Source organism: Pseudomonas sp. TH32 (assembly GCF_016650855.1).
GTDB lineage: Bacteria > Pseudomonadota > Gammaproteobacteria > Pseudomonadales > Pseudomonadaceae > Aquipseudomonas.
In genome coordinates this window covers 5261682-5284001 of record NZ_JAEKFA010000002.1, presented here as the reverse complement: position 1 = coordinate 5284001, position 22320 = coordinate 5261682, and the positions used below count along the sequence as shown (strand labels likewise).

At 61.8% G+C, this 22320-nt stretch carries 24 protein-coding genes and 1 pseudogene; 13 read left to right on the top strand and 12 right to left on the bottom strand.

Annotated features, from left to right (window positions below):
• Positions 1-78 precede the first annotated feature (78 nt).
• Complete coding sequence (locus tag JFV30_RS28030) at positions 79-987, bottom strand: LysR family transcriptional regulator (protein ID WP_010168138.1); 909 nt, start codon at positions 985-987, stop codon at positions 79-81.
• 234 nt (positions 988-1221) lie between these two features.
• On the opposite strand from JFV30_RS28030, the gene cfa reads away from it, so the two are divergent.
• On the top strand, positions 1222-2334 hold the full coding sequence (gene cfa / locus JFV30_RS28025) for a cyclopropane fatty acyl phospholipid synthase (RefSeq protein ID WP_081480055.1): 1113 nt from the start codon (positions 1222-1224) through the stop codon (positions 2332-2334).
• A 52-nt stretch (positions 2335-2386) separates the two neighbouring features.
• Here cfa and JFV30_RS28020 read toward each other — a convergent pair whose 3' ends face one another.
• Positions 2387-2647, bottom strand: a complete 261-nt coding sequence (locus tag JFV30_RS28020; protein WP_003208783.1) for an accessory factor UbiK family protein — start codon at positions 2645-2647, stop codon at positions 2387-2389.
• 422 nt (positions 2648-3069) lie between these two features.
• Here JFV30_RS28020 and glnK point away from each other — a divergent pair, with 422 nt between their 5' ends.
• The 4 genes and pseudogenes from glnK to sutA all read left to right on the top strand — a co-directional run bounded on the left by glnK (position 3070) and on the right by sutA (position 5847).
• Positions 3070-3408, top strand: coding sequence for a P-II family nitrogen regulator (gene glnK / locus JFV30_RS28015; RefSeq protein WP_002555808.1), 339 nt, complete (start codon positions 3070-3072; stop codon positions 3406-3408).
• Between the two features lie 34 nt (positions 3409-3442).
• Positions 3443-4782, top strand: a pseudogene (locus JFV30_RS28010) (ammonium transporter).
• Between the two features lie 209 nt (positions 4783-4991).
• Positions 4992-5417, top strand: a complete 426-nt coding sequence (locus JFV30_RS28005) for a secondary thiamine-phosphate synthase enzyme YjbQ (protein WP_201125683.1) — start codon at positions 4992-4994, stop codon at positions 5415-5417.
• Positions 5418-5520: 103 nt separating this feature from the next.
• Positions 5521-5847, top strand: coding sequence for a transcriptional regulator SutA (gene sutA, locus JFV30_RS28000; protein ID WP_003208791.1), 327 nt, complete (start codon positions 5521-5523; stop codon positions 5845-5847).
• Positions 5848-6091: 244 nt separating this feature from the next.
• Here sutA and JFV30_RS27995 read toward each other — a convergent pair whose 3' ends face one another.
• From JFV30_RS27995 to lptM, 6 genes are read right to left on the bottom strand one after another with little or no spacing between them, the layout of a single operon-like run.
• Complete coding sequence (locus JFV30_RS27995; protein ID WP_201125682.1) at positions 6092-6790, bottom strand: HAD family hydrolase; 699 nt, start codon at positions 6788-6790, stop codon at positions 6092-6094.
• A complete protein-coding gene (xerC, locus tag JFV30_RS27990; RefSeq protein ID WP_010168027.1) occupies positions 6787-7686 on the bottom strand; it encodes a tyrosine recombinase XerC in 900 nt (299 codons plus the stop codon). Before xerC ends, JFV30_RS27995 begins: the two co-directional genes overlap by 4 nt.
• Positions 7687-7688: 2 nt before the next feature.
• Positions 7689-8405 (bottom strand): DUF484 family protein, encoded by a 717-nt coding sequence (locus JFV30_RS27985; RefSeq protein ID WP_201125681.1) that lies wholly within the window; start codon positions 8403-8405, stop codon positions 7689-7691.
• Between the two features lie 13 nt (positions 8406-8418).
• The gene (dapF, locus tag JFV30_RS27980) at positions 8419-9249 is read right to left on the bottom strand and encodes a diaminopimelate epimerase (RefSeq protein ID WP_177043743.1); all 831 of its coding nucleotides are present in this window, start codon (positions 9247-9249) and stop codon (positions 8419-8421) included.
• Positions 9250-9253: 4 nt separating this feature from the next.
• The gene (gene lysA, locus JFV30_RS27975) at positions 9254-10501 is read right to left on the bottom strand and encodes a diaminopimelate decarboxylase (protein WP_201125680.1); all 1248 of its coding nucleotides are present in this window, start codon (positions 10499-10501) and stop codon (positions 9254-9256) included.
• A gap of 9 nt (positions 10502-10510) precedes the next feature.
• Positions 10511-10672: an LPS translocon maturation chaperone LptM gene (gene lptM / locus JFV30_RS27970; RefSeq protein ID WP_003208801.1), complete on the bottom strand. Its 162-nt coding sequence runs from the start codon at positions 10670-10672 to the stop codon at positions 10511-10513.
• A gap of 239 nt (positions 10673-10911) precedes the next feature.
• Here lptM and cyaY point away from each other — a divergent pair, with 239 nt between their 5' ends.
• The 3 genes from cyaY to rnk all read left to right on the top strand — a co-directional run bounded on the left by cyaY (position 10912) and on the right by rnk (position 12004).
• The gene (gene cyaY / locus JFV30_RS27965; protein WP_010168017.1) at positions 10912-11244 is read left to right on the top strand and encodes an iron donor protein CyaY; all 333 of its coding nucleotides are present in this window, start codon (positions 10912-10914) and stop codon (positions 11242-11244) included.
• A 2-nt stretch (positions 11245-11246) separates the two neighbouring features.
• Complete coding sequence (locus JFV30_RS27960; RefSeq protein ID WP_010168015.1) at positions 11247-11465, top strand: DUF1289 domain-containing protein; 219 nt, start codon at positions 11247-11249, stop codon at positions 11463-11465.
• Positions 11466-11593: 128 nt separating this feature from the next.
• Positions 11594-12004 carry a nucleoside diphosphate kinase regulator gene (gene rnk, locus JFV30_RS27955; protein ID WP_010168013.1) on the top strand — a complete coding sequence of 137 codons (411 nt, stop codon included), beginning with the start codon at positions 11594-11596 and terminating at the stop codon, positions 12002-12004.
• A gap of 11 nt (positions 12005-12015) precedes the next feature.
• On the opposite strand, the gene JFV30_RS27950 is transcribed toward rnk, so the two are convergent.
• From JFV30_RS27950 to JFV30_RS27940, 3 genes are all read right to left on the bottom strand, one after another.
• Entirely contained in the window at positions 12016-14856 is a 2841-nt protein-coding gene (locus JFV30_RS27950; protein ID WP_201125679.1) for a class I adenylate cyclase, read from the bottom strand.
• Positions 14857-15024: 168 nt separating this feature from the next.
• Positions 15025-15273, bottom strand: a complete 249-nt coding sequence (locus JFV30_RS27945) for a TIGR02647 family protein (RefSeq protein WP_003208812.1) — start codon at positions 15271-15273, stop codon at positions 15025-15027.
• A 148-nt stretch (positions 15274-15421) separates the two neighbouring features.
• On the bottom strand, positions 15422-15706 hold the full coding sequence (locus JFV30_RS27940; protein ID WP_003208814.1) for a hypothetical protein: 285 nt from the start codon (positions 15704-15706) through the stop codon (positions 15422-15424).
• 125 nt (positions 15707-15831) lie between these two features.
• On the opposite strand from JFV30_RS27940, the gene JFV30_RS27935 reads away from it, so the two are divergent.
• On the top strand, positions 15832-16491 hold the full coding sequence (locus JFV30_RS27935) for a glutathione S-transferase family protein (RefSeq protein ID WP_201125678.1): 660 nt from the start codon (positions 15832-15834) through the stop codon (positions 16489-16491).
• Between the two features lie 145 nt (positions 16492-16636).
• On the opposite strand, the gene argH is transcribed toward JFV30_RS27935, so the two are convergent.
• The gene (gene argH / locus JFV30_RS27930) at positions 16637-18031 is read right to left on the bottom strand and encodes an argininosuccinate lyase (protein ID WP_201125677.1); all 1395 of its coding nucleotides are present in this window, start codon (positions 18029-18031) and stop codon (positions 16637-16639) included.
• 564 nt (positions 18032-18595) lie between these two features.
• Here argH and JFV30_RS27925 point away from each other — a divergent pair.
• The 4 genes from JFV30_RS27925 to JFV30_RS33320 all read left to right on the top strand — a co-directional run bounded on the left by JFV30_RS27925 (position 18596) and on the right by JFV30_RS33320 (position 22319).
• A complete protein-coding gene (locus tag JFV30_RS27925) occupies positions 18596-19342 on the top strand; it encodes a LytR/AlgR family response regulator transcription factor (protein WP_010168003.1) in 747 nt (248 codons plus the stop codon).
• Between the two features lie 137 nt (positions 19343-19479).
• Positions 19480-20421, top strand: coding sequence for a hydroxymethylbilane synthase (gene hemC, locus JFV30_RS27920; RefSeq protein ID WP_010168001.1), 942 nt, complete (start codon positions 19480-19482; stop codon positions 20419-20421).
• Positions 20418-21185: a uroporphyrinogen-III synthase gene (locus tag JFV30_RS33325; protein ID WP_275963999.1), complete on the top strand. Its 768-nt coding sequence runs from the start codon at positions 20418-20420 to the stop codon at positions 21183-21185. The genes hemC and JFV30_RS33325 overlap by 4 nt, the downstream gene beginning before the upstream one ends.
• Positions 21186-21203: 18 nt before the next feature.
• Positions 21204-22319 carry a uroporphyrinogen-III C-methyltransferase gene (locus JFV30_RS33320; protein ID WP_275963998.1) on the top strand — a complete coding sequence of 372 codons (1116 nt, stop codon included), beginning with the start codon at positions 21204-21206 and terminating at the stop codon, positions 22317-22319.
• Position 22320: the final 1 nt, after the last annotated feature.

Genomic DNA, 22320 nt, shown 5'->3' with positions numbered 1-22320 from the left:
TGGCCGCTTCCTGCGGTTTTTCAAGGGTAGTTCAGCGCTGGCGGAGCGCGGCGGGGAGGTTTTACAGAACGTATCGGGCTACTGGTCCGTCGGCGGCACACACAGAAACTCTTTCGCCAACGTCAGCCACGCCTGCGCCGCAAACGACAGCTTGCACTGCCGACGCCACGCCAGCATCAGCCTCCAGTTCAGGGCCGGCGACTGTATTTCCGCGATGCTGAACTGGCTGGCGTCGAGGGTTTCGCAGAACGCCCGGGGCAGCAGGGTGATGCCCACGCCCAGCCGTACCAGGGAGGCGATAAAGTCCCATTGGCTGCTGCGGCCGCTGATGCGCGGCTCAAAACCGGCCTGGGCACAGGCATCGAGTACAAACTGGTTCAGGGTGAAGGTGTCATCGTAAAAGATGAATTCGCAGGCGTGCAGCTCGCTGAGTTCCACCGAGCTGCGGCCTTGCCAGGGCGAGTCGTGGGGCGCGAGCAGGCACAGCGGTGATTCGAACAAGGGCATGGATTCGAATTCGGACCAGATATCCGCCACGCGCGGTGAGTCCAGAATGGTGCCGAACTCCAGGGTGCCTTGGCGCAGGTCCTGAATGGTGATGTTGCCGCCGCTCTCGAACAGTTTCAGTTCGATCTTCGGGTAGCGGGCGTGGTATTCCGCAAAGATCGGCGCCAGGGCGAGGTGGGTGGAAGGCGAAAGCCCCATGCGCAGGGCGCCGCGCCCGACCTGCTGCAGGTCTTGCAGCTCCACGGTCATCTCATCGTGCAGCGCGATCATTTCCTTGGCGCGCTTGAGCACAATCTCCCCGGCGTCCGTCAGGGTGAAGCGTTTGCCCATACGGTCCAGCAGTTTCAGGCCAAGGCTCGACTCCAGTTGCTGCACCATTTTGCTGACCGTTGGCTGGGTCAGGTGCAGTTTGGTGGCGGCCTTGGTGAAGCTCTGCTGGTCCACGACTTCTACAAAATAACGGAGCGCCCGGATGTCCATCTTGCATTCCAATTTTGCATGGTTTTCATAATATTAATTCATTATATCTTTAAAAATTGGCTGGATAAGATTTGTTACATCTGTTCCCAGCCAGCGTTCCCGGTGAGGCCCGAAGGGCCTTTCCAGACGCTTCCATGGCCAGATTTCTCGCAGTGTATGAATCAAAGGCAACGCTATTTCTGGAGAGCAATTGTGCTTAACAAAACGCGTCATTCTTTTTCCGGTTCTGATGAGATGTCTCAGGGAGCGCGCTTCGTTAAGGAGTTGCTGGCGCAGGCGCAGATCGAGGTCAACGGACCGTCGGCTGCGGATATGCAGCTGCACCACAGTGCCACGTTCGACCTGGCCCTGGCCAAGGGAAACCTGGGTCTTGGCGAAGATTATATGGACGGCGGCTGGGACGCCGAGGCGCTGGATGAGTTTTTCTACCGGCTCATGCGCTCCGGCGTGATTGACCAGGCCAACCCGGCCACCTTGTTGTTTCACGCGTTCAGCTCCCGATGGCTGAACCTGCAAAACAAGAAGCGCGCCTGGCAAGTCGGCGAAGCGCACTACGACCTCGGCAATGACTTTTACGCGCGCATGCTCGACTCGCGCATGACCTACACCTGCGGCTACTGGAAAGACGCCACCACCCTGGAGCAGGCGCAGTTCGCCAAGCTGGACCTGATCTGTAAAAAGCTGGGGCTCAAGCCGGGCATGCGCGTGCTGGATATCGGCTGTGGCTGGGGGAGTTTCATGAGCCATGCCGCCGAGCACTACGGTGTGGAGTGTGTCGGTGTGACCATCTCCAAGGAGCAGGCGGAGTGGGGCCGCGCCAAGTACGCCCATCTGCCGATCGAGTTTCGGCTCCAGGATTATCGGGATATCGACGAGCAATTCGACCATATCGCCAGCGTCGGCATGTTCGAGCACGTGGGTCGCAAGAATCATCGGGCGTATATGGAGGTTGCCAACCGCTGCCTGAAGGACGAGGGGCTGTTCCTGTTGCACACCATCGGCAAAAACCAACGCAACAGCACGCCGGACCCGTGGATCGACAAATACATCTTTCCAAACGGTGATTTGCCCTCGATCGGGCAGATCGGCGACGCCATGGACGGGTTATTTGTTGCCGAGGATTTGCACAACTTTGGCGCCGACTACGACAAGACGCTGATGGCCTGGTGCGAAAACTTCGAACTGGCATGGCCGGATTTCGCCGACACCTTTGGCCAGCGCTTCTACCGGATGTGGCGCTATTACCTGCTGTCGTGTGCAGGAGCGTTTCGCGCGCGGGACATCCAGCTGTGGCAGTGGGTGTTGTCGAAGAAGGGGGTTGTTGGCGGGTATCAGCGGGTGAGCTGATGGTTGCAACGGTTTAACGGGGACAGGCGAAACCTGCCCCGGTTGGGCCGGTTTATTCGGCGGCCGGCGTCAATCGCGCTTCCAGCTCCGCCACCTTGGCCTCAAGGCTTTCCAACCGCGCCCGAGTGCGCGCCAGCACCACCATCTGGCTATCAAACTCTTCCCGGCTTACCAGGTCCAGCTTGCTGAAACCGCTCTGCAGCAGCGCCTTGAACTGGCTTTCAATTTCATTGCGCGGCAGCGGTGTGTCGCTGCTGAACAGGCGGGAGGCGTGGCCGCTCAGGGCGTCGAGGAGGTCTTTGGGCGCGAGCATGGGAAATAGTCCGGAAAATCTGTTGGCCGGCAGTGTATCACGCAGCGTCTATAGTCTTTTTCGCTACCACAGGCGCACGCTTTTCGCGCATGGGGCCGGGCGGTCGCGCACCGTTTTCGTGCGTATCTTCACGGCAATGGCGCCCGGTGGGTGGCCGCAAGCGAACAAAGGACTGATTTCAGTGATTTTTACGGAGCTGGCAAGCTTTCTGCTTAGACGTTCATGACCCATGCACTGATGCAGTCGCTGTGACGATGCAGTGCGCCGACGGACCAGCGGTACATGTTTCGTCACCAGTGGTTAGCGAGCGTCGCAATGGCAAATGCCAAGGCGACGAAGCGTTACAAAGCCAGGCACTGCGCTTAGACTTGAGACGGGTTTGTTTTCCTGGGGCAAGTCCACCAATTCGGGAGAGAGTTTTCATGAAGCTAGTCACTGCCATCATCAAGCCGTTCAAGTTGGACGATGTACGCGAGTCACTGTCCGAGATCGGCGTGCAGGGCATTACCGTCACTGAGGTCAAAGGCTTCGGTCGGCAGAAGGGTCACACCGAGCTGTATCGCGGCGCGGAATACGTGGTCGATTTCCTGCCAAAGGTGAAGATTGATGTCGCCATTGACGACAAGGATCTTGACCGGGTTATCGAGGCGATAACCAAGGCCGCCAACACCGGCAAAATCGGTGACGGCAAGATCTTCGTGGTCAATCTGGAACAGGCTATTCGCATCCGTACCGGCGAAACCGATACCGACGCAATCTAAGCCGCCAAACCCCAACGCCCCAGGAGAAAACAATATGACTCTGCGTAAATTCGCAGGGCTAGGAGCCCTGTTGTCCCTCGTAATGCCGGCCCTGGCCATGGCGGCGGACCCAGCACCTGCTCCAGTCCTCAATTCCGGCGACACCGCGTGGATGCTCACGTCCACCGCGCTGGTGCTGTTCATGACCATTCCAGGCCTCGCGCTGTTCTACGGCGGCATGGTTCGTTCGAAAAATATTCTTTCCGTGATGATGCAGTGCTTCGCCATCACCGGCCTGATCACCATCCTGTGGTTCGTCTACGGCTACAGCATGGCGTTCGACACCACCGGTATGGAAGCAGGCGTCGTCAACCTCAACTCGTTTGTGGGTGGCTTGTCCAAACTGTTCCTTTCGGGTGTAACCCCGGCCAGCATCACCGGCCCGGCGGCGTTGTTCCCTGAGGCGGTGTTCGTGACCTTCCAGATGACCTTCGCGATCATCACTCCGGCGCTGATCGTCGGTGCGTTCGCCGAGCGTATGAAGTTCTCCGCGATGCTGATCTTCATGGGCGTCTGGTTCACCCTGGTCTACGCACCGATTGCCCACATGGTGTGGGGCGGTCCGGGTTCGTTGCTGGGCGACTGGGGCGTACTGGACTTCGCAGGCGGCACCGTGGTGCACATCAACGCCGGTGTGGCCGGCCTGGTAGCGTGCCTGGTACTCGGCAAGCGTAAAGGCTTCCCAACCACTCCAATGGCACCGCACAACCTCGGTTACACCCTGGTGGGCGCGGCCATGCTGTGGGTCGGCTGGTTCGGCTTCAACGCCGGTTCCGCAGCTGCGGCCAACGGCACTGCCGGCATGGCGATGCTGGTGACCCAGATCGCTACCGCTGCGGCGGCGCTGGGCTGGATGTTCGCCGAGTGGGTCACCCACGGTAAGCCAAGCGCTCTGGGCATCGCCTCGGGTGTGGTTGCGGGCCTGGTGGCAATCACTCCAGCCGCTGGCACCGTGGGCCCGATGGGCGCCCTGGTGATCGGCCTGGCTGCCGGTGTGGTGTGCTTCTTCTGCGCCACTACCCTGAAACGCAAACTGGGCTACGACGACTCCTGGACGCCTTCGGCGTGCACGGTATCGGCGGTATCCTCGGCGCGATCCTGACTGGCGTGTTCGCTGCACCGTCGATGGGTGGCTTCAACGCCGCGACCACCGATATCGCTGCACAGGTCTGGGTTCAGGCCAAAGGCGTCGGCTTCACCGTTATCTACACCGCTATCGTGACGTACATCATCCTCAAGGTGCTGGACGTGGTGATGGGCCTGCGGGTGACCGAAGAGGAAGAGGCTGTCGGCCTCGACCTGGCGCAACACAACGAACGCGGCTACAACTTGTAAGTACGCGAAAAAAAGATGCCCGGCTTGCCGGGCATTTTTTTGCCTGGGGTTTGTCTGTGGCTAAAGGTGTATGGGTTTTTTGGCGACTTTGTGATGGGATCCACACCGCACTTTTCAGTGTGCGAATGTCTTACAGGCATGTAGGCGTATTCGGCACTTTGTTTTTTCCCTGAGCGCGCTAGAATGCGCGCCGATGGGCGGAGAACTGTATGTGGCAACAGACCCTGATAACCCTGCGGGCCAAGCCCCGGGGCTTTCATCTGGTAACGGACGAGTTGCTCGCCGGCCTGCCTGAATTGAAGGCCTGTCGGGTGGGCCTGTTGCATTTGTGGCTGCAGCACACCTCGGCCTCGTTGACGGTCAACGAGAATGCCGACCCGGCGGTTCGCCGTGACTTCGAGCGTTTTTTCAATGCGCTGGTGCCGCAAGGCACGGCGGGATATGAACACAACGACGAAGGTCCGGATGATCTGCCGGCGCACTTCAAGGCCAGTCTCCTGGGCTGCCAGCTGAGTTTGCCGGTAAGGGCCGGCCGCTTGGCGATGGGAACCTGGCAAGGTGTTTATCTGGGCGAGCACCGTGATCATGGCGGTGCTCGTAGAGTCCTCGCCACCTTGCACGGTGATGGGGCATAAGCCACTGGTTAACCGGTGGATGTTGATTTTTTTCCGGCCGCCGTCGACAGGTGGCGAAGCTGGGCTATAACTAATCTGCTTTTCGCAAGTCATGAGGTAGAACATGAGCGACGATGATCTGGAAAACGACGACCTCGAAGTAGGCGACGACGACGAAACCGAAGAAGGTCTTGAGGCGGCTGCCGAAGACGTGGCTGACGACGACGGTGGCGACGATGCACCGGTCCCGGCAGCCAAGGGCAAGGCCAAGGCTGCGGTGTCGGTTGACGAACTGCCGAGCGTAGAAGCCAAGAACAAAGAGCGCGATGCGCTGGCCCGTGCGATGGAAGAGTTCCTCGCTAAAGGCGGCAAAGTGCAGGAAGTCGAGGCTAACGTAGTGGCAGATCCACCGAAGAAGCCTGATAACAAGTACGGCAGCCGGCCTATCTAAGGCCTGCTGTTAGCTTGCTGAAAAAGCCCGCCGTCGCTGCGGGCTTTTTCATGGGTGAAACAAAAGCGTTGGGGCTGATACTGAAGAGTGTGTGTGGCGAGGGAGCTTGCTCCCGTTGGGGCGCGAAGCGCCTCCTGGTTGGGTCGACGCGGTCTTTCAGAAAGGCCGTCGTGGCTGGTTCAGGGGCCGCTTCGCAGCCCAACGGGAGCAAGCTCCCTCGCCACAAAAGCCCTTCATCATCAGGTTATGCGTTCCAGCGGGCGAGGAGAGCTGGCAATTCAGTCAGGCTGCGAATCTCGGCATCCGGGCGTTTTTCGGCCTCCCAGGCCTTGCCCGCCGGGTTGAACCACACCGCCCGCAGGCCCGCCTGCTGCGCACCGGCAATGTCATCCCCGGGATGATCCCCGACGTGCACTGCCGCGCCCGGCTCTACGCCACCGCGCTGCAACGCTTCGTGGAACAATCGCGCATCCGGCTTGGCGATACCGATGTCTTCAGCCCGCAGGGCGAAGTGGAAGTAATCCGCCAGCCCCACACGCTGCACATCGGCGTTGCCGTTGGTGATCACGCCCAGCAGATAGTCGCGGCGTAACGCTTGCAACATCGGCTCGGCCTCGGGAAACACCGTGAGCTGGTGGCGCGCGTGGATGAACGCTTCAAAGCATACATCCGCCATCTGCGCCGCTTCCGGCAACGGGTATCCGGCCTCCTCGAAGGCGTGCTGCAGCACCTTGTGGCGCAACACGCTGATGCGGTATTTGAGTTCGGGATGCCGCTCCAGCACCTGCTGGCGAAGGCTGGCGAACTTCTCCAGGGGCAAGTCGCCCACCTTGGTGGCATGGGTCGCCAGCCACTCGCGCATCGACGCCTCGGCGCTGATGATGACCGGTACGTTATCCCAGAGCGTGTCGTCCAGGTCGAAGGTGATCAGCTTGATGCTCATGAGTCGCTGCCCTTAATGCGTTTGGCCCGTGGATGGGCGCTGTCGTACACCGTTGCCAGATGCTGGAAGTCCAGGTGGGTGTAGATCTGAGTGGTCTTGATGTCAGAGTGGCCCAGCAACTCCTGCACCGCGCGCAGGTCCTGGGACGACTCCAGCAAGTGGCTGGCAAAAGAGTGTCGCAGCATGTGCGGGTGCAGGTTTTGCCCCAGTTCGCGCTCGCCGGCGGCCTTGACCCGCACCTGAATGGCCCGTGGCCCGAGGCGGCGGCCTTGCTGGCTGATAAACACGGCGTCATCCGCCGGGTTGGCCAGGGCGCGCAGGGGCAGCCACAGCAGCAGGGCTTCGCGGGCCTTTCTGCCCACCGGTAACACGCGGGTCTTGCTGCCTTTGCCGAGCACCTGCACCAGGCCATCCGCCAGGTCCAGTTGATCGAGGTTAAGCCCGGTCAGCTCCGACAGGCGCAGGCCCGAGGAATAGAACAGTTCGAGGATCGCCTGGTCGCGATGGGCAAGGAAATCATCTTCCACGGCGCCGTCGAGCAATTGCAGGGCGCGATCCGTGTCGAGGGTCTTGGGCAGGCGGCGTTCGCCCTTGGGCGGCGCCAGGCCGTTGGCCGGGTCGTGGTCGCACAGGCCTTCGCGGTTCAGGTAGTGATAGAGGCCGCGCACCGCCGACAGCAGGCGCGCAAGGCTGCGGGAGGATTGGCCTTGCTGGTGCAGTCGGGCGATCAGGCTGCGCAAACCCTGGATGTCCAGGGCCTTCCAGCTGCTGATGTGATGTTTCTCGCAGAACGCCAGGACCTTGTTCAAGTCCCGTCGGTAGGCTTCCAGGGTATGCGGCGACACCTGGCGCTCGCTGCGCAGGTGAGCGCAGTAGGCGTCCAGTTGTCGTTCCATGGCTAGCGCACCGCGCGCAGGGCGGTGGTGAAGCGTGGCAGGACGCGGCCCAGCACTTCGGCGATATAGCTCAGGAACAGCGTGCCCACCGAGCTCTTGTAGTGCTGTGGATCGCGGCTGGCGATGGCCAACACGCCATGCAAGCCTTGATGACTGAGGGCGACCACGGCGGCAGAGCCGATCTGCTGGCGCTGCTCGGCGCCAAACAGGAAGTCCAGCTCGTGCTCACGCAGGGTGCCGCTGATGGTCTTGCCTTCGGACAGCAGCCCGCCAATGGCGGTCTGGGCGTCGCTGCCACTGACCCAGCGACCCACCGGCATCGGGTTGTCGCTGAACAGGATCAGGCTGACAAAGGGGACCTGGAAGTCCTGGCGCAGGCTGTCTTCGACGGCAATCACCGCTTCTTCCAGGCTGGCGGCGTCCATCAGGGTCAGGACCAGGCGGCGGGTCTTGTCGAACAGGCGGTCATTGTCGCGGGCCACGTCCATCAACTGCGAGAGCCGATGGCGCATTTCGATATTGCGCTCGCGCAGGATCTTCATCTGGCGCTCCACCAGCGACACGGTGTCGCCGCGCTGGTGGGGAATGCGCAGGGCCGGCAGCAGTTCTTCGTGTTCGACGAAGAAGTCCGGATTAGCCTCCAGATACGCCGCAACGGCTGCGGCCTCCAGACTTTCGCTTGGGGATGCTTTCGCGGGTACTTGAGGCTTATCAGTCATTAGATTTGCTCACTCATAGACGGACCTGTCCTTCGTAGACGCGGGTGGCCGGGCCGGTCATTTTCACCGGTTGGCCGGGGCCTGCCCATTCGATGGACAAACGTCCGCCGGGCAGGTCGATCAGCAGCGGCGAATCCATCCACCCCTGGCTGATCGCGGCTACGGCAGCGGCGCAAGCACCGGTGCCGCAGGCCTGGGTTTCACCGGCACCGCGTTCCCAGACGCGCAACTGCGCACGGGAACGGTCGATGACCTGCAGGAAACCCACATTAACCCGCGCCGGAAAGCGCGGGTGGTTTTCGATCTTCGGCCCCAGTTCATGAACCGGTGCGCTGTTGATGTCATCCACCCGCAGCACGGCGTGGGGGTTGCCCATGGACACGGCGGCCAGGTTGACGGTCTTGCCGTCCACGTCCACCGGGTAGCTCAGCGCCTGCTCGGTGGCCTGGAACGGAATGTCCGCCGGCACCAGCCGTGGGGCGCCCATGTTGACGCCGATCTGGCCGTCGCTGCGAATATCCAGCTCGATGATGCCGCTTTTGGTCTCGACGCGAATCTGCCGCTTGGCGGTCAGGCGCTTGTCCAGCACAAAGCGGGCGAAACAGCGGGCACCGTTGCCGCACTGTTCCACTTCGGAGCCGTCGGAGTTGAAGATCCGGTAACGGAAGTCCACTTCCGGGTTGCTCGGTGCTTCCACCAGCAGCAACTGGTCGAAGCCGACGCCGGTGTGACGGTCGCCCCACAGCTTGGCGTGCTTGGGCAGGATGTGCGCGTGCTGGCTGACCAGGTCGAGGACCATGAAGTCGTTGCCCAGCCCGTGCATCTTGGTAAAACGCAGCAGCATGGCCTTACTCCGGCAGCAGGCTTTCGCCAGCAAACAACTCGGCTACCGTCTCGCGGCGACGCACTTCAAACGCTTGATCACCGTCCACCAGCACCTCGGCGGTACGCCCGCGGGTGTTGTAGTTGGAACTCATGACAAACCCGTAGGCACCGGCCGAGTGCACGGCCAGCAGGTCGCCTTCTTCCAGGGCCAACTGACGCTCCTTGGCCAGGAAGTCGCCGGTCTCGCAGATCGGGCCGACGACGTCGTACGTGCGGCCTTCACCAGTACGTGGCTTGACGGCCGTCACGTCCATCCAGGCCTGGTACAGCGCCGGGCGGATCAGGTCGTTCATCGCCGCGTCGACGATGGCGAAATCCTTGTGCTCGGTGTGCTTGAGGTACTCGACCTGGGTCAGCAACAGGCCGGCGTTGGCGACGATGTAGCGACCCGGCTCGAACATCAGCGTCAGGTCGCGGCCTTCGGTACGCTCGCGCACGGCCTTGATGTAGTCGCTCACCAGCGGTGGCTCTTCATCGCGATAGCGCACGCCCACGCCGCCACCGAGGTCGATGTGGTGCAGGTAGATGCCGCACTCGCCGAGGCGGTCGATCAGCGCCAGCAGGCGGTCGAGGGCATCGAGGAACGGTGGCAGGCTGGTGAGTTGCGAGCCGATATGGCAGTCGACGCCCAAGACTTCCAGGTTCGGCAACTGGGCGGCGCGGATGTACACGTCCTCGGCGTCGGCAATGGCGATGCCGAACTTGTTCTCTTTGAGACCGGTGGAAATGTACGGGTGAGTGCCGGCGTCCACGTCCGGGTTGACCCGCAGGGAGATCGGCGCGCGAACGCCCATCTCGGCGGCCACCACTTGCAGGCGCTCCAGCTCGTCGGTGGATTCGACGTTGAAGCAGTGCACGCCCACTTCCAGGGCGCGGCGCATGTCTTCGCGGCTCTTGCCGACGCCGGAGAACACGATCTTGTCAGCCTTGCCGCCGGCGGCCAGTACACGCTCCAGCTCGCCCCGGGACACAATGTCGAAACCGGCGCCAAGGCGAGCCAGGACATTGAGCACGCCCAGGTTGGAGTTGGCTTTTACGGCGAAGCACACCAGGCTCGGCGTGCCTTCCAGCGCATCGGCAAAGGAGCGGTACTGCGCTTCGATGTGGGCACGGGAATACACGTAGGTCGGGGTACCAAAGCGCTCGGCAATGGCGGACAGCGCGACACCTTCCGCGAACAGCTCGCCGTCCCGGTAGTTAAAAGCGTCCATGGTGTTCCCTTAGTAAGTGTCGTGCTTGTGCGCTTTGGTCTGCGACGATTGCGCCTGTTCATTCGGGTCTTTGCTGTCATCGGGCAGGTACAGCGGGCCTTTTTGACCACAGGCACTAACGAGGCAAGCGACCGCGACGAGCGCAGCAAGGGAAGAGATCAGGCGCTTCATGGCGAAATCCTTGAATATGCATTAATTGCGCCCGAGTATACCGACGACCCACCAGATTGCCTATGCGCCGCAATACCCGTCCGGCGGGGCTTTGCCGAGTGTGTCGCGATTGCGCTTACATCAATCGAGGATAATTCACACGGCTTCGGGTAATGAAATCGGTATCCTTTGCAATCATGATGGTGCGTCCGTATTGTGCGGCGCTTGAGCGAGACCAGACACTTTTCGAGGTTCCCACAATGAGTTTGACCGAAGCCCGTTTTCACGACCTGGTGGATTCGACCCAGCAAGCGCTGGAGGATATTTTCGACGACAGCGGTCTGGATGTGGACCTGGAGAACTCGGCCGGTGTGCTGACCGTCAAGTTTGAAAATGGCACCCAGCTGATTTTCAGCCGCCAGGAGCCTCTGCGTCAGCTCTGGCTGGCGGCGCGTTCCGGTGGTTTTCACTTCGATTACGATGAAGAAGAAAATCGCTGGACCCACGACACCACCGATGAGCTGCTGAGCGAAATGCTCGCGCGCCTCACCCAGGAACAAGCCGGCGTCGAGCTGGACTTCGACGAGATCTGATCGTGACGCAGCCCGCACCCGTACGCCCGCCCAAGCCGCTGTTCAGCAATGTCAGCCCTGCGGTGCCGTCACCTTGTATCAGTTTATGTCGGCTGGATGAGCACAAAGTCTGCCTCGGTTGCTTCCGCCACGTGGAAGACATCCGTGAATGGCGCTCTGCCGATGATGCGCGGCGCCGCGTGATCGTCGCCCAGGCCGAGCAGCGCAAGGCCTGCGCCTGAGGCCGTCTTGTTTATTTATTGTGCTGTGGTAGTGTCCGGGTACACCTCAACTCATCGAGGTCCGTGAGAACCCCGCCTTTTCCTGGCGGGGTTTTGCTTTTGTGCAGAAAAAGGAGTCTGCCTGAATCATGACCGCACCTTCCATCATCCTCACCCGTCTTGACGTGCAGCGTCTTGAGCAACTGATCGACCGTGTAGGTGAGGCGTCGCCGGGCGTTGAAGCCCTGCAACACGAACTCGATCGCGCCGAAGAAGTGGTTGGCCACGATGAAGTGCCTGCAACTGTCGTGACCATGAACTCCAGCGTGCATTGCCGTGAGCAAGGCAGCGGCAAGGACTACCACCTGACCTTGGTCTACCCCAAGGACGCGAACGCCGACGAAGGCAAAATCTCGATCCTGGCGCCGGTGGGCAGCGCGTTGCTGGGCCTGCAAGTCGGTCAGCACATCGACTGGCCCGCACCAGGTGGCAAGACCCTCAAGCTTGAATTGCTCAGTGTGGAAGGTCAGCCAAAAGACGGCGGCGCGTTTTCTCTTTAAGCCGGGCCGCTTTAAACCTGGTTCAGCGCCTCATTGAGCGCCAGTTCCAGATCAGCCTTGTAGCGCAGGTACAGATTGCTCGGGCTTTGAACATCACCGAGCAGGCCGGACAGGTCCAGATCGGTGATGTAGCAGCGGTAGCGCTCGGCCTCCTGGCGCTGCCCGACGATTTCCTGGGCGACCACCGCAAACAGTTGGTCGCCAAATTCCAGCTCGGAAAACTCCCGTTGATTGCAGTACAAGGTGATGCCCACCTGGCCCGGTGCTGTCTTGCCGATAATCGCCTGCACGTCGTAGAACGGCTTGTTGGCCGGGGTTTGCGGCGCAGGGCGCGGTTCGGCCCGGCGTGCGCGGCCGCTGCCGGACGGCAATAGCTGGTAATACAGGATTTGCACCGCGCCGAGCGGCTGGTGCGGGTCCAGCGGCAGCAGCGCGTCGCGGCGATAAATGATCGATTGCAGGAAACGCTGCAAAGGCACCAACAGGCTTTGCTCGTCGTGAAACGGCAGGCGCTGTTGCCAGAGCGCGTTGAACTCATCCAGCACGTACAGCTCGGCAACCCCGTCGTTGATCCGGTAGAACACCTGCACGCAATCGGGCAGGCCCATGGGCAGCAGCAGCGCCAGGTCATGGTCTTCCAGGGCCATGCTGTCCAGGTGCAGCGGGCTGTAGCTGACCTGTTCTTCGCTGAGGTAGGCGATCAGCGCGTCCTGGGTCGCCAACGACACGTGGTTGGCTTGGCCGGGCGTCAGCTCCATCACGTGGTAGTGCTGTTGCACCTGTACCAGATAGCGGTGGTTCTCCTGGCCCAACAGCAGGTTTTGCGCGGTGTCGAAGATTTCTTCCACGCGCTGGGCAATGAATTGCGCGCGGTTGTGGCAGAAGCAGCGCACCCGCAACCGCGGCAAGTGGTCGACCGGCAATTGATTGAGGTAATCCCGCAGGCAGTCGAGCAGCGCGTGGGGGCCGTCGTAGCGGCTGACCATCACCTCGTTCCAGCTGTTGACGGTGACCTGGTCCAGGGTCAGCACCAGGTTCTCCCGCACGCCCGCGTAACTCAGGGAGTCGGTGCGCTCGGTGGTCATCAGGATGTTCAGGTCGCGGTGGTGCTTGAGCGGGTCGACGCCGACGTTGATCAGCAGCAGCACCTCCTCGGGCACCGCTGAGCGCAGCAGGCGATCTTCATCGACGCTGGCCAGGGGCAGGACGACTGTCTGTTGCAGGCTGCCCAGCAGGTTGAACAGCTCGAACTCGGTCATGTCGCTGGTGCCGGGGTGCAGAGCCAGGCGGGTGCTGCTGTCGATCACGCCGTTGCGGTGGCACCAGGTGAGCATCTCCAGCAGGTCGCGGCTGCGCTTGATCGGCGCAAAGTGCTCCCATTCCAGCGCGGTGAGGCTGCCGTTGTACAGGCCCCAATGGTGCTGGCCGGGCTCTTTGCGGTTGGGCGACTGCACCAGGGTCAGGGTGTCTTCGGCCAGGTCCGGGGCAATGCCGGGGTTGATGAACTCGACCTTGCCGGCCTTGCGCTCGAACGCGGCATAGAGCCGTCGGCCGAGCACATTGAGGTCGCGCTTGTTGATCAGGCTGACGGTCTGTTCGGTGCGCGCAAACTGAGTCAGGAAGCGGTAGCTGTAGTTCAGTTCGTTGACCAGCGCCCGGCGCTCGGAGGCCACCTGGCGGACTTTCCATTGGCTGCGGCTGTCCAGCAGAGCCAGTTGGCGCTGGTCCCAGCCCCACTCATTGGCCAGCCGTTCCAGCAGCAAACGCTGCCAGCGGTCGGTGCGTTGGCCCGCCGTGAGCTTGCGGTTGACCTTCAGGTACAGGGCGCGGCGCACCAGTTCCAGGCGTTCCGGCTCGTTGCGGGCCTTGAGGTATTCCTCGATCCGGCGGTAGACCACGATGTACGGGTCCAGCTCGTCCAGGTCCATCTGGTTGGCAAACACGGCACGCTTGAAGCGCAGGCTCAGGCATTGCACCTTCGGGTGCTCGCTGGCGTAGACCTCGGTCAGCAGGAGTTTGAGTACCGACTTGTAGGGCGATTCGATGCCTTTGAACAATTGCCACAGGCCGGCGCCGATAAATTCACCGGGCGGGATGTGGGCGAGGTGGCCCAGGTCGAGGGTTTCATCGGCGCGGATGAAGCGCTTGGAGATCAGCGCATGGGTGAACTCGGTGTAGCGGGTTTCTTCATACACCGGCACCAGCCACCAGATCGGCGTGCGCCCGGCCAGCCAGATGGCGGTGCGGTAGAACTCGTCCAGCAACAGGTAATGCTGGCTGGTGCCGCAGTCTTCGGAGCTCAGTTGAGTGTCACGCTCGCCCTGCATGAACCGCGTCGGCTCGATCAGGAAGAAGTGCGCCTCGGCGCCCATGCTCAGGGCCCAGGTTTCCAGCAATTGGCATTTTTTGCGCAGCTCGGCCAGCTCGTTTTCGCTGAGGTCGGCGGCGTGGCAGACCCACACGTCCATGTCACTTTGATCGGCCTGGGCCAGCGTACCCAGGCTGCCCATCAGGAACAGGCCGTGAATCGGGCGCGGCGGGTTGCCGTGCCGAGGCTTGTAGGAAAACGTGCGAGTCAGGCGCTGGGCCTCGGCCAGGGCTTGCGCATCGGGTTCAAAATTCGACAGGCCAGCTGGCGTACTACCCGACACATAGCCCGGCAGCAGCGGATGATTGACGTGAAAAAACAGTGGCAGCAGCGTCAATACGCTTTGCTGGCGCGGCGTCAGCCCTTCAACGGCCCGGGCCATGCGGCCTTCGTTCAGGGCCAGAAATCGCGCGCGTAACTGGGCCAGCACCTTGCGGTCGATGCCTTCGTCCAGGTCGGGGCGGATTTCGTGGGTGCGGGTCATGTCGAACTCGGTGGCTCGCAGGGCCCGACGTGGGCGGCCGTTGGGGAGTTTACAGCCAGTAGCGTAGGAGGTTTAGAGGGATTTTGTTTTTGACGCCGGAATTTTATCCCGGGCACGGGACTGCCCGCGGAATCCGTGAAAAGAGGATCCCGTGGGCGATACGAGGTGTCAGGCGGCTTCTTTAGCGGTCGTCAGAATAGTCAGCAGGCTTTGTGCGTGTTCGGCAGCATCCCGGCCGAGGCTGGTGAGGTAACCACCGTCTGGCTGGTCGATCAGGTCTTTATCAAACAGGCGCCGGGCAGCTGCAATGGCAGTGGGAGCGGCAGTCTGATGAACTTTCAGACCTTCCTGGGAGCTGCCCAGGTTGAAGAGTGCAAGGATTTCCAGTTCGGCAACCAACTCAGGGGTATACGACATAAGGACTCCAGACTTTCTAGGAATTTTTAGACGTTAGCAGCCATAAGGTGAACGCACTTTGGCGGCCTGTCCAGTCGGAACTCATGCGGCGTTGATGTAGGGCAGGATTGTGGCCAGCAAGAGTTTGCTGGCCAGCGCGGTGTCGGGCTTATTGCTTCTCGGGCGGCAGCTCGGGCAGTGCACGCAAGGCAGTTTCATACCATTCGGTATTGAAAGCGCGGTCTTCTTCGAGCAGGGCGTCGATTTCGATGGCGAGTACGTGGGCCATCATTTGCAGGATGTCTTCGCGCTCGTAGCCCACCAGGGTCAGCTTGTTGAACGTGGCTTTGGCGGCAGGCGGGTTGTCGCTTTCGATCTGGTTTTCGATCGCTTCAATCAAGGTGGTCTCGGCGAACTCTTCTTCGTCGTTGTCGATATCGGTTGGCTCGCTCATGGCAGGCTCCTGGAGGAAAGGGCGCCAGTCTACCCCCATTCACTCGGGTGATGCTGCTGGTCAGGCGCGGCATCCCGATCTATAACCACTGCTGCCAACCCCGTACACGGCCTGGAGGCTTTGTGATGCTCAAGCTTTATGGATTTTCGGTCAGTAACTACTACAACATGGTCAAACTGGCACTGCTGGAGAAAGGGCTGCCCTTCGAAGAGGTGCCGTTCTATGCAGGCCAGACCCCTGAAGCGCTGGCTGTGAGCCCGCGGGGCAAGGTGCCGGTGCTGGGTGTCGAGCAAGGGTTCATCAACGAAACCAGCGTGATCCTCGAATACCTCGAACAGACCCAGGGCGGCCGTTCGCTGCTGCCGAGCGATGCGTTCCAGCGCGCTCAGGTGCTGGCGTTGTGCAGGGAAATTGAGTTGTACATCGAGCTGCCAGCCCGGGCGTGCTTCGCCGAGGCGTTTTTCGGGATGCCGGTGCCGGAGGCGATCAAGGAAAAGTCCAGGACGGAGTTATTGCTGGGGGTCGCATCGTTGGGGCGACACGGCAAGTTCGCGCCGTATGTGGCGGGGGACAGCTTCACGATTGCGGATTTGTATTTTGTGTACAGCGTCGACCTGGCCTGCGCCGTGGCCGGGAAGCTGTTCGGGCTGGACTTGCTGGCTGAGTTGCCGAAGGCCAAGGACTTGTTGGCGCGCTTGCAGGCGCTGCCGAATGCCCAGCGGGTGGCGGCGGACAAGGAAGCGGCGATGCCGGCGTTTATGGCGATGATTGCTGCCAAGAAATAAAGACTGCTTTTGTGGCGAGGGAGCTTGCTCCCGTTGGGCAGCGAAGCGGCCCCAAAAATGGGACTGCTGCGCAATCCAACGGGAGCAAGCTCCCTCGCCACAGGTTCAGTGTTCGCCCTTATTTGCCGGGGTACTTACCTTGGGGTTAGCGGCTGGCGAGCAATGCCTGGCCGCGAGCAACGGCCGCCTTCACCTGCGCCGGTGCAGTCCCGCCGACATGGTTACGGGCATTCACCGACCCTTCCAGAGTCAGCACAGCAAACACGTCCTGTTCGATCTGGTCGCTGAACTTGCGCAGTTCTTCCAGGCTCATTTCCGCCAGGTCCTTGCCGCTGTCCACACCGTATTTCACGGCATGCCCAACGATTTCGTGGCAGTCGCGGAACGGCAGGCCACGGCGTACCAGGTAGTCCGCCAGGTCGGTGGCGGTGGAGAAACCGCGCAGGGCCGCTTCACGCATGATGGCGTGCTTGGGCTTGATCGCCGGGATCATGTCGGCAAAGGCCCGCAGCGAGTCGCGCAGGGTGTCGGCGGCGTCGAACAGCGGTTCCTTGTCTTCCTGGTTGTCCTTGTTGTAGGCCAGCGGCTGGCCTTTCATCAGGGTCAGCAGGCCCATCAGCGCGCCGAAGACACGGCCGCTTTTGCCGCGTACCAGTTCCGGCACGTCGGGGTTTTTCTTTTGCGGCATGATCGAGCTGCCGGTGCAGAAGCGGTCCGGCAGGTCGATGAACTGGAATTGCGCGCTGGTCCACAGCACCAGTTCTTCGGAGAAACGCGACAGGTGCATCATCGCGATGCTGGCCGCGGCGCAGAATTCGATGGCGAAGTCACGGTCCGAAACACCGTCCAGGGAGTTGCCGCCCACGGCGTCGAAACCCAGCAGTTGCGCAGTGTATTCGCGGTCGATCGGGTAGGTCGTGCCGGCCAGTGCAGCGCTGCCCAGGGGCATGCGGTTGGCGCGCTTGCGGCAGTCCACCAGGCGCTCGTAGTCACGGCTGAGCATTTCGAACCAGGCCAGCAGGTGGTGGCCGAAGGTCACGGGCTGCGCGGTTTGCAGGTGGGTGAAGCCGGGCATGATGGTGCCGGATTCACGCTCTGCCTGTTCCAGCAGGCCTTTTTGCAGGCGGGTGATTTCCGCCAGGATCAGGTCGATCTCGTCCCGCAGCCACAGGCGGATATCGGTGGCCACCTGGTCGTTACGGCTGCGACCGGTGTGCAGTTTCTTGCCGGTCACACCGATGCGGTCGGTGAGGCGGGCCTCGATGTTCATGTGCACGTCTTCCAGGTCGACGCGCCAGTCGAAGGTGCCGGCTTCGATCTCGCCACGGATGGTGGTCAGGCCGTCGATGATGCTGTCGCGCTCGGCGTCGGTCAGCACGCCGACCTTGGCGAGCATCGTGGCGTGGGCGATCGAGCCCATGATGTCGTGGCGGTAGAGGCGCTGGTCGAAGGTGACGGAGGCGGTGAAGCGCGCGACGAAGGCGTCGACGGGTTCACTGAAGCGGCCGCCCCAGGACTGGTTGGTCTTGTCGGTGCTCATGGATTCGCTCGTGATCTGCTGGAAAGAGGGCATGAAAGTGTGGCGCCGATAATAACAGGGTTGCCCCCGGAGGCGATGATGCCGGGGCGCGGCATTTTTATTTGTTTCCAAGATGGCTAAGTGCCTTGCCGCCGGCCTCGCGCAGGACGAGACTGGAGCCAGGACCGAACGGGGGTTTAAAACGTACGGTCCTGGGCCTGACAAAGCGTGTTTATTGAAACGATATTTGACGATTGAGCAATATCGTCTTCGCGAGCGTCTACAGTTGCACTGATAGAGCGTCGCGCTGACAGAAGGTGCACTGCACCAATGCCAGGCGATGAGGTCGAACTCCAGGCTATCCATTAGAGAGGGGGTGTTCGTATTGTGTATCAGCAAACCCTACGACGATGCCCGAAGGCAGCAGGCTTTGGGCGCGATTGAACAGGTCCGGGTAAATATTGGTGCCACTCTCGGGGCACTTTTTGCCGCTCGCGCTAGTCTTAGCGTGGATCGCCGTGACGGAAGTCACCGCACCTGTCTACGCTATCCTTGTGCGAGACTCACGCAGGAATCCAGCGCAATATGAATGTCCTGATCGTTGATGACGAACCCCAAGCCCGCGAGCGACTGAGCCGTTTGGTCAGTGAACTCGAGGGTTACAGTGTCCTTGAGCCGAACGCCACCAGTGGCGAGGAAGCCTTGGCCCTTATTGACAGCCTCAAGCCGGATGTCGTTTTGCTCGACATTCGCATGCCGGGCCTTGATGGCTTGCAGGTGGCTGCCCGCCTGAGCGAGCGAGAATCGCCGCCTTCGGTGGTGCTGTGCGCTTCCCAGGATGAGTTCTCTGCCGAGACTCTGGACGCCAGCGGTGTCAGCTTCCTGGTCAAGCCGATCAATGCCGATGCATTGCTTCGCGCCTTGAAGAAGGCCGAACGCCCCAATCGTGTCCAGCTCGCCGCCCTGACCCAGCCCGCAGCGCAAAGCGGCAACGGGCCGCGCAGCCATATCAGCGCCCGTACCCGCAAGGGCATCGAGCTGATTCCCCTGGACCAGGTGGTCTATTTCATCGCCGATCACAAGTACGTGACCTTGCGTCACGAGGCCGGTGAAGTGCTGCTCGATGAGCCGCTCAAAGCCCTGGAAGATGAATTTGGCGACCGCTTTGTGCGCATCCACCGCAACGCGCTGGTGGCCCGCGAGCGTATCGAGCGCCTGCAGCGCACGCCGCTTGGGCACTTTCAGCTGTTCCTGAAAGGCCTCAATGGCGACGCCTTGATCGTCAGCCGGCGCCATGTCGCCGGTGTGCGCAAGATGATGCAGCAGCTTTAGCCCGAGGGCTGACGCGAGCTTCACCCCCATATCCCGGTGCGACGCGGCCAGGGAGGCCCCGCACTTGCTGATTCAAATCAAAGCGCATTAGCCTGAGCTGTTATTATCTGCCGTATCTATTCAGTACGGATTGATCCATGTCCTCTCGCGAAATCCGCATCGCCACCCGTAAAAGCGCCCTGGCCTTATGGCAGGCCGAGTACGTCAAAGCACGCCTTGAGCAAGCCCATCCCGGCCTCAAGGTGTCCCTGGTGCCCATGGTCAGTCGCGGCGACAAGCTGCTTGATTCGCCACTGTCGAAAATCGGCGGCAAGGGCCTGTTCGTCAAGGAACTGGAAACCGCGCTGCTGGAGAACGAAGCCGACATCGCCGTGCATTCGATGAAAGACGTGCCCATGGACTTCCCTGAAGGCCTGGGCCTGTTTTGCATCTGCGAGCGTGAAGACCCGCGCGATGCCTTCGTTTCCAACACCTACGCCTCTCTGGACGAACTGCCGCTGGGCAGCATCGTCGGCACCTCCAGCCTGCGTCGCCAGGCACAGTTGCTGACCCGTCGTCCGGACCTGCAAATCCGCTTCCTGCGGGGCAACGTCAATACGCGCCTGGCCAAGCTGGATGCCGGTGAATATGACGCGATCATCCTCGCGGCGGCCGGCCTGATTCGCCTGGGCTTTGAAGACCGCATCACCTCGGCCATCAGCGTCGAAGACAGCTTGCCGGCTGGCGGGCAGGGCGCCGTGGGTATCGAATGTCGCACCGCCGACAGCGAAATTCATGCGCTGCTCAAGCCTCTGGACCACCACGACACCGAAATTCGCGTCACCGCCGAACGGGCCCTGAACAAGCACCTCAACGGTGGTTGCCAGGTGCCCATCGCCTGCTACGCCGTGCTTGAGGGCGAGAACCTCTGGCTGCGCGGCCTGGTGGGCGACCCGAGTGGCGGGTTGCTGCTCACTGCCGAAATTCGTGGGCCGCAAAGCGAGGCGACCAGCCTTGGCATCAAAGTCGCCGAAGAACTGCTCGAAAAAGGCGCCGGTGCCATTCTGCAAGCGGTGTACGGCGAGGCCGGTCCGCAGTGACGCAATGGCGTGTGCTGCTGACGCGGCCTGCCGAGGAGTCGGCAGCCCTGGCGGCGACGTTATCCGAGGAAGGTATTTTCAGCAGCAGCCTGCCGTTGCTGGAGATTGAGGCGCTGCCTGTCACGGCTGAACAGCAGGCGGCTTTTCGCGCGCTGGACCGCTATAGCGCAGTGATCGTGGTGAGCAAGCCGGCGGCGCGTCTGGGCTTGCAGTTGTTGGCTCAACACTGGCCACAACCACCCGCGTTGCCGTGGTTTACCGTCGGCGCTGCTACGGCGCAGGTGCTGGCCGACCACGGCCTCGATGTCAGCTATCCCGAGCAGGGCGATGACAGTGAGGCCTTGCTTGAGCTGGCCGCCTTGCGCGAGGCTGTCGCACGGCCCGGGGCGCGGGTGCTGATCCTGCGGGGCGAGGGCGGCAGAGAGCTGCTGGCTGAGCGTTTACGCGAGCAAGGTGCTAGTGTCGACTATCTGGAGTTGTATCGCCGTTTCCTGCCGGATTACGACAGTGCAACCCTGACCCAGTGCATAAACGTGGAACGCTTGAACGGCGTGGTGGTCAGCAGTGGGCAGGGTTTTTTACACCTGCAAGCCCTGGCCGGCGCAGATTGGCCCCTGGTGGCCCGGCTGCCGTTGTTCGTGCCCAGCCCGCGAGTCGCCGAGATGGCGCGTGCCGCTGGCGCGCAAGAAGTTGTGGATTGTCGTGGCGCCAGTGCCGCGGCTTTGTTAGTGGCGTTACGGAGTCATTCCGTTCCCACTCTCTAATACGCAAAGGATGGATACGTGAGCGAAACAGCCTTGCCTAAAGATGAAGCTCAGCCCGCGCTTGAAGCGCCTGTTGAGACCCCGGTCACCGCCCCGCGCCGTGGCAACGGCCTGGCTATCGTGGCCTTGTTGCTCGGTGCTGCTGGCGTTGCCGCCGGTGGGTGGGGGATCTGGCAGGTCCGCGCACTGCAGGCGAGCAGCCAGCAACAGCTGGGCCAAGTGCAAACCCTGGACGATCAATCCCAGAGCCTCAAGCAAAGCCAGCAGCAGCTGTCGGCACGCTTGGGGCAACTGCCAGGCGCTGATGAACTGGAAGAGCGCCGTCGGTTGGTGGCGCAATTGCAGGGTGATCAACAGCGCTTGAGCCAGCGCCTGGAAACCGTGTTGGGGGCCAGCCGCCAGGACTGGCGCCTGGCCGAAGCCGAGCACCTGATTCGCCTGGCCAGCCTGCGGCTTTCCGCCTTGCAGGACATCAACAGCGCTCAGGCGCTGGTCCAGGGCGCTGACGAAATCCTCCGCGAGCAGAGCGACCCGGGCTCCTATGCCGCGCGTGAGCAGTTGGCCAAGAGCCTCGCCGCCCTGCGCAATATCGAACAGCCGGACCGCACCGGGCTGTACCTGCAACTGGCCGCCTTGCGCGACCAGGTCGTGCAACTGGCGGCCATCGCTCCGGAATACCAGCTCCCGGAAGCCGCCAATGAGGGCCGTCCGACCACCGATACGGACAACCGCTGGAGCCAGTGGTGGGAGCAGATCTCGCGGTATTTCCGCATCGACTTCAACCCCGATGACAACATTCGCCCGCTCTTGGCGGGGCAGGGCCTGAACCAGGTCCGCCTGGCCCTGAGCCTGGCGCTGGAGCAGGCCCAGTGGGCAGCGCTCAATGGCGAGCCGGCAGTGTATAGCCGATCCCTGGGCGAGGCCCGCAGCGTGTTGCAGGACAACTTCAATCAAGACAACCCGCAAAGCAAAGCCATGCTGGCGCGTATTGCCGAGCTCGAGCCCAAGGCCGTCTCGGTGGTGACGCCAGACCTGGCCGCGAGCCTGGCTGCCGTGCAGGCTTACCTTGACCGTCGCCACCTGTCTGCCGAAGAAGCCAAGGCTTCCGCTGGCAAGCCGGCGACCCAGGAGTAAG

What these genes read in the sequence shown, in the direction of transcription:
- cfa (WP_081480055.1), top strand. Translation starts at nt 1,222, where the DNA reads ATGTCTCAGGGAGCGCGCTTCGTTAAGGAGTTGCTGGCGCAGGCGCAG.
- lptM (WP_003208801.1), bottom strand. Translation starts at nt 10,672, where the DNA reads ATGAAGCGCCTGATCTCTTCCCTTGCTGCGCTCGTCGCGGTCGCTTGC.
- JFV30_RS27925 (WP_010168003.1), top strand. Translation starts at nt 18,596, where the DNA reads ATGAATGTCCTGATCGTTGATGACGAACCCCAAGCCCGCGAGCGACTG.
- JFV30_RS27935 (WP_201125678.1), top strand. Translation starts at nt 15,832, where the DNA reads ATGCTCAAGCTTTATGGATTTTCGGTCAGTAACTACTACAACATGGTC.
- JFV30_RS27945 (WP_003208812.1), bottom strand. Translation starts at nt 15,273, where the DNA reads ATGTCGTATACCCCTGAGTTGGTTGCCGAACTGGAAATCCTTGCACTC.
- JFV30_RS28030 (WP_010168138.1), bottom strand. Translation starts at nt 987, where the DNA reads ATGGACATCCGGGCGCTCCGTTATTTTGTAGAAGTCGTGGACCAGCAG.
- sutA (WP_003208791.1), top strand. Translation starts at nt 5,521, where the DNA reads ATGAGCGACGATGATCTGGAAAACGACGACCTCGAAGTAGGCGACGAC.
- JFV30_RS27940 (WP_003208814.1), bottom strand. Translation starts at nt 15,706, where the DNA reads ATGAGCGAGCCAACCGATATCGACAACGACGAAGAAGAGTTCGCCGAG.
- JFV30_RS27985 (WP_201125681.1), bottom strand. Translation starts at nt 8,405, where the DNA reads ATGACTGATAAGCCTCAAGTACCCGCGAAAGCATCCCCAAGCGAAAGT.
- rnk (WP_010168013.1), top strand. Translation starts at nt 11,594, where the DNA reads ATGACCGCACCTTCCATCATCCTCACCCGTCTTGACGTGCAGCGTCTT.
- glnK (WP_002555808.1), top strand. Translation starts at nt 3,070, where the DNA reads ATGAAGCTAGTCACTGCCATCATCAAGCCGTTCAAGTTGGACGATGTA.
- hemC (WP_010168001.1), top strand. Translation starts at nt 19,480, where the DNA reads ATGTCCTCTCGCGAAATCCGCATCGCCACCCGTAAAAGCGCCCTGGCC.
- cyaY (WP_010168017.1), top strand. Translation starts at nt 10,912, where the DNA reads ATGAGTTTGACCGAAGCCCGTTTTCACGACCTGGTGGATTCGACCCAG.
- xerC (WP_010168027.1), bottom strand. Translation starts at nt 7,686, where the DNA reads ATGGAACGACAACTGGACGCCTACTGCGCTCACCTGCGCAGCGAGCGC.
- argH (WP_201125677.1), bottom strand. Translation starts at nt 18,031, where the DNA reads ATGAGCACCGACAAGACCAACCAGTCCTGGGGCGGCCGCTTCAGTGAA.
- JFV30_RS27950 (WP_201125679.1), bottom strand. Translation starts at nt 14,856, where the DNA reads ATGACCCGCACCCACGAAATCCGCCCCGACCTGGACGAAGGCATCGAC.
- JFV30_RS28005 (WP_201125683.1), top strand. Translation starts at nt 4,992, where the DNA reads ATGTGGCAACAGACCCTGATAACCCTGCGGGCCAAGCCCCGGGGCTTT.
- dapF (WP_177043743.1), bottom strand. Translation starts at nt 9,249, where the DNA reads ATGCTGCTGCGTTTTACCAAGATGCACGGGCTGGGCAACGACTTCATG.
- lysA (WP_201125680.1), bottom strand. Translation starts at nt 10,501, where the DNA reads ATGGACGCTTTTAACTACCGGGACGGCGAGCTGTTCGCGGAAGGTGTC.
- JFV30_RS27995 (WP_201125682.1), bottom strand. Translation starts at nt 6,790, where the DNA reads ATGAGCATCAAGCTGATCACCTTCGACCTGGACGACACGCTCTGGGAT.
- JFV30_RS28020 (WP_003208783.1), bottom strand. Translation starts at nt 2,647, where the DNA reads ATGCTCGCGCCCAAAGACCTCCTCGACGCCCTGAGCGGCCACGCCTCC.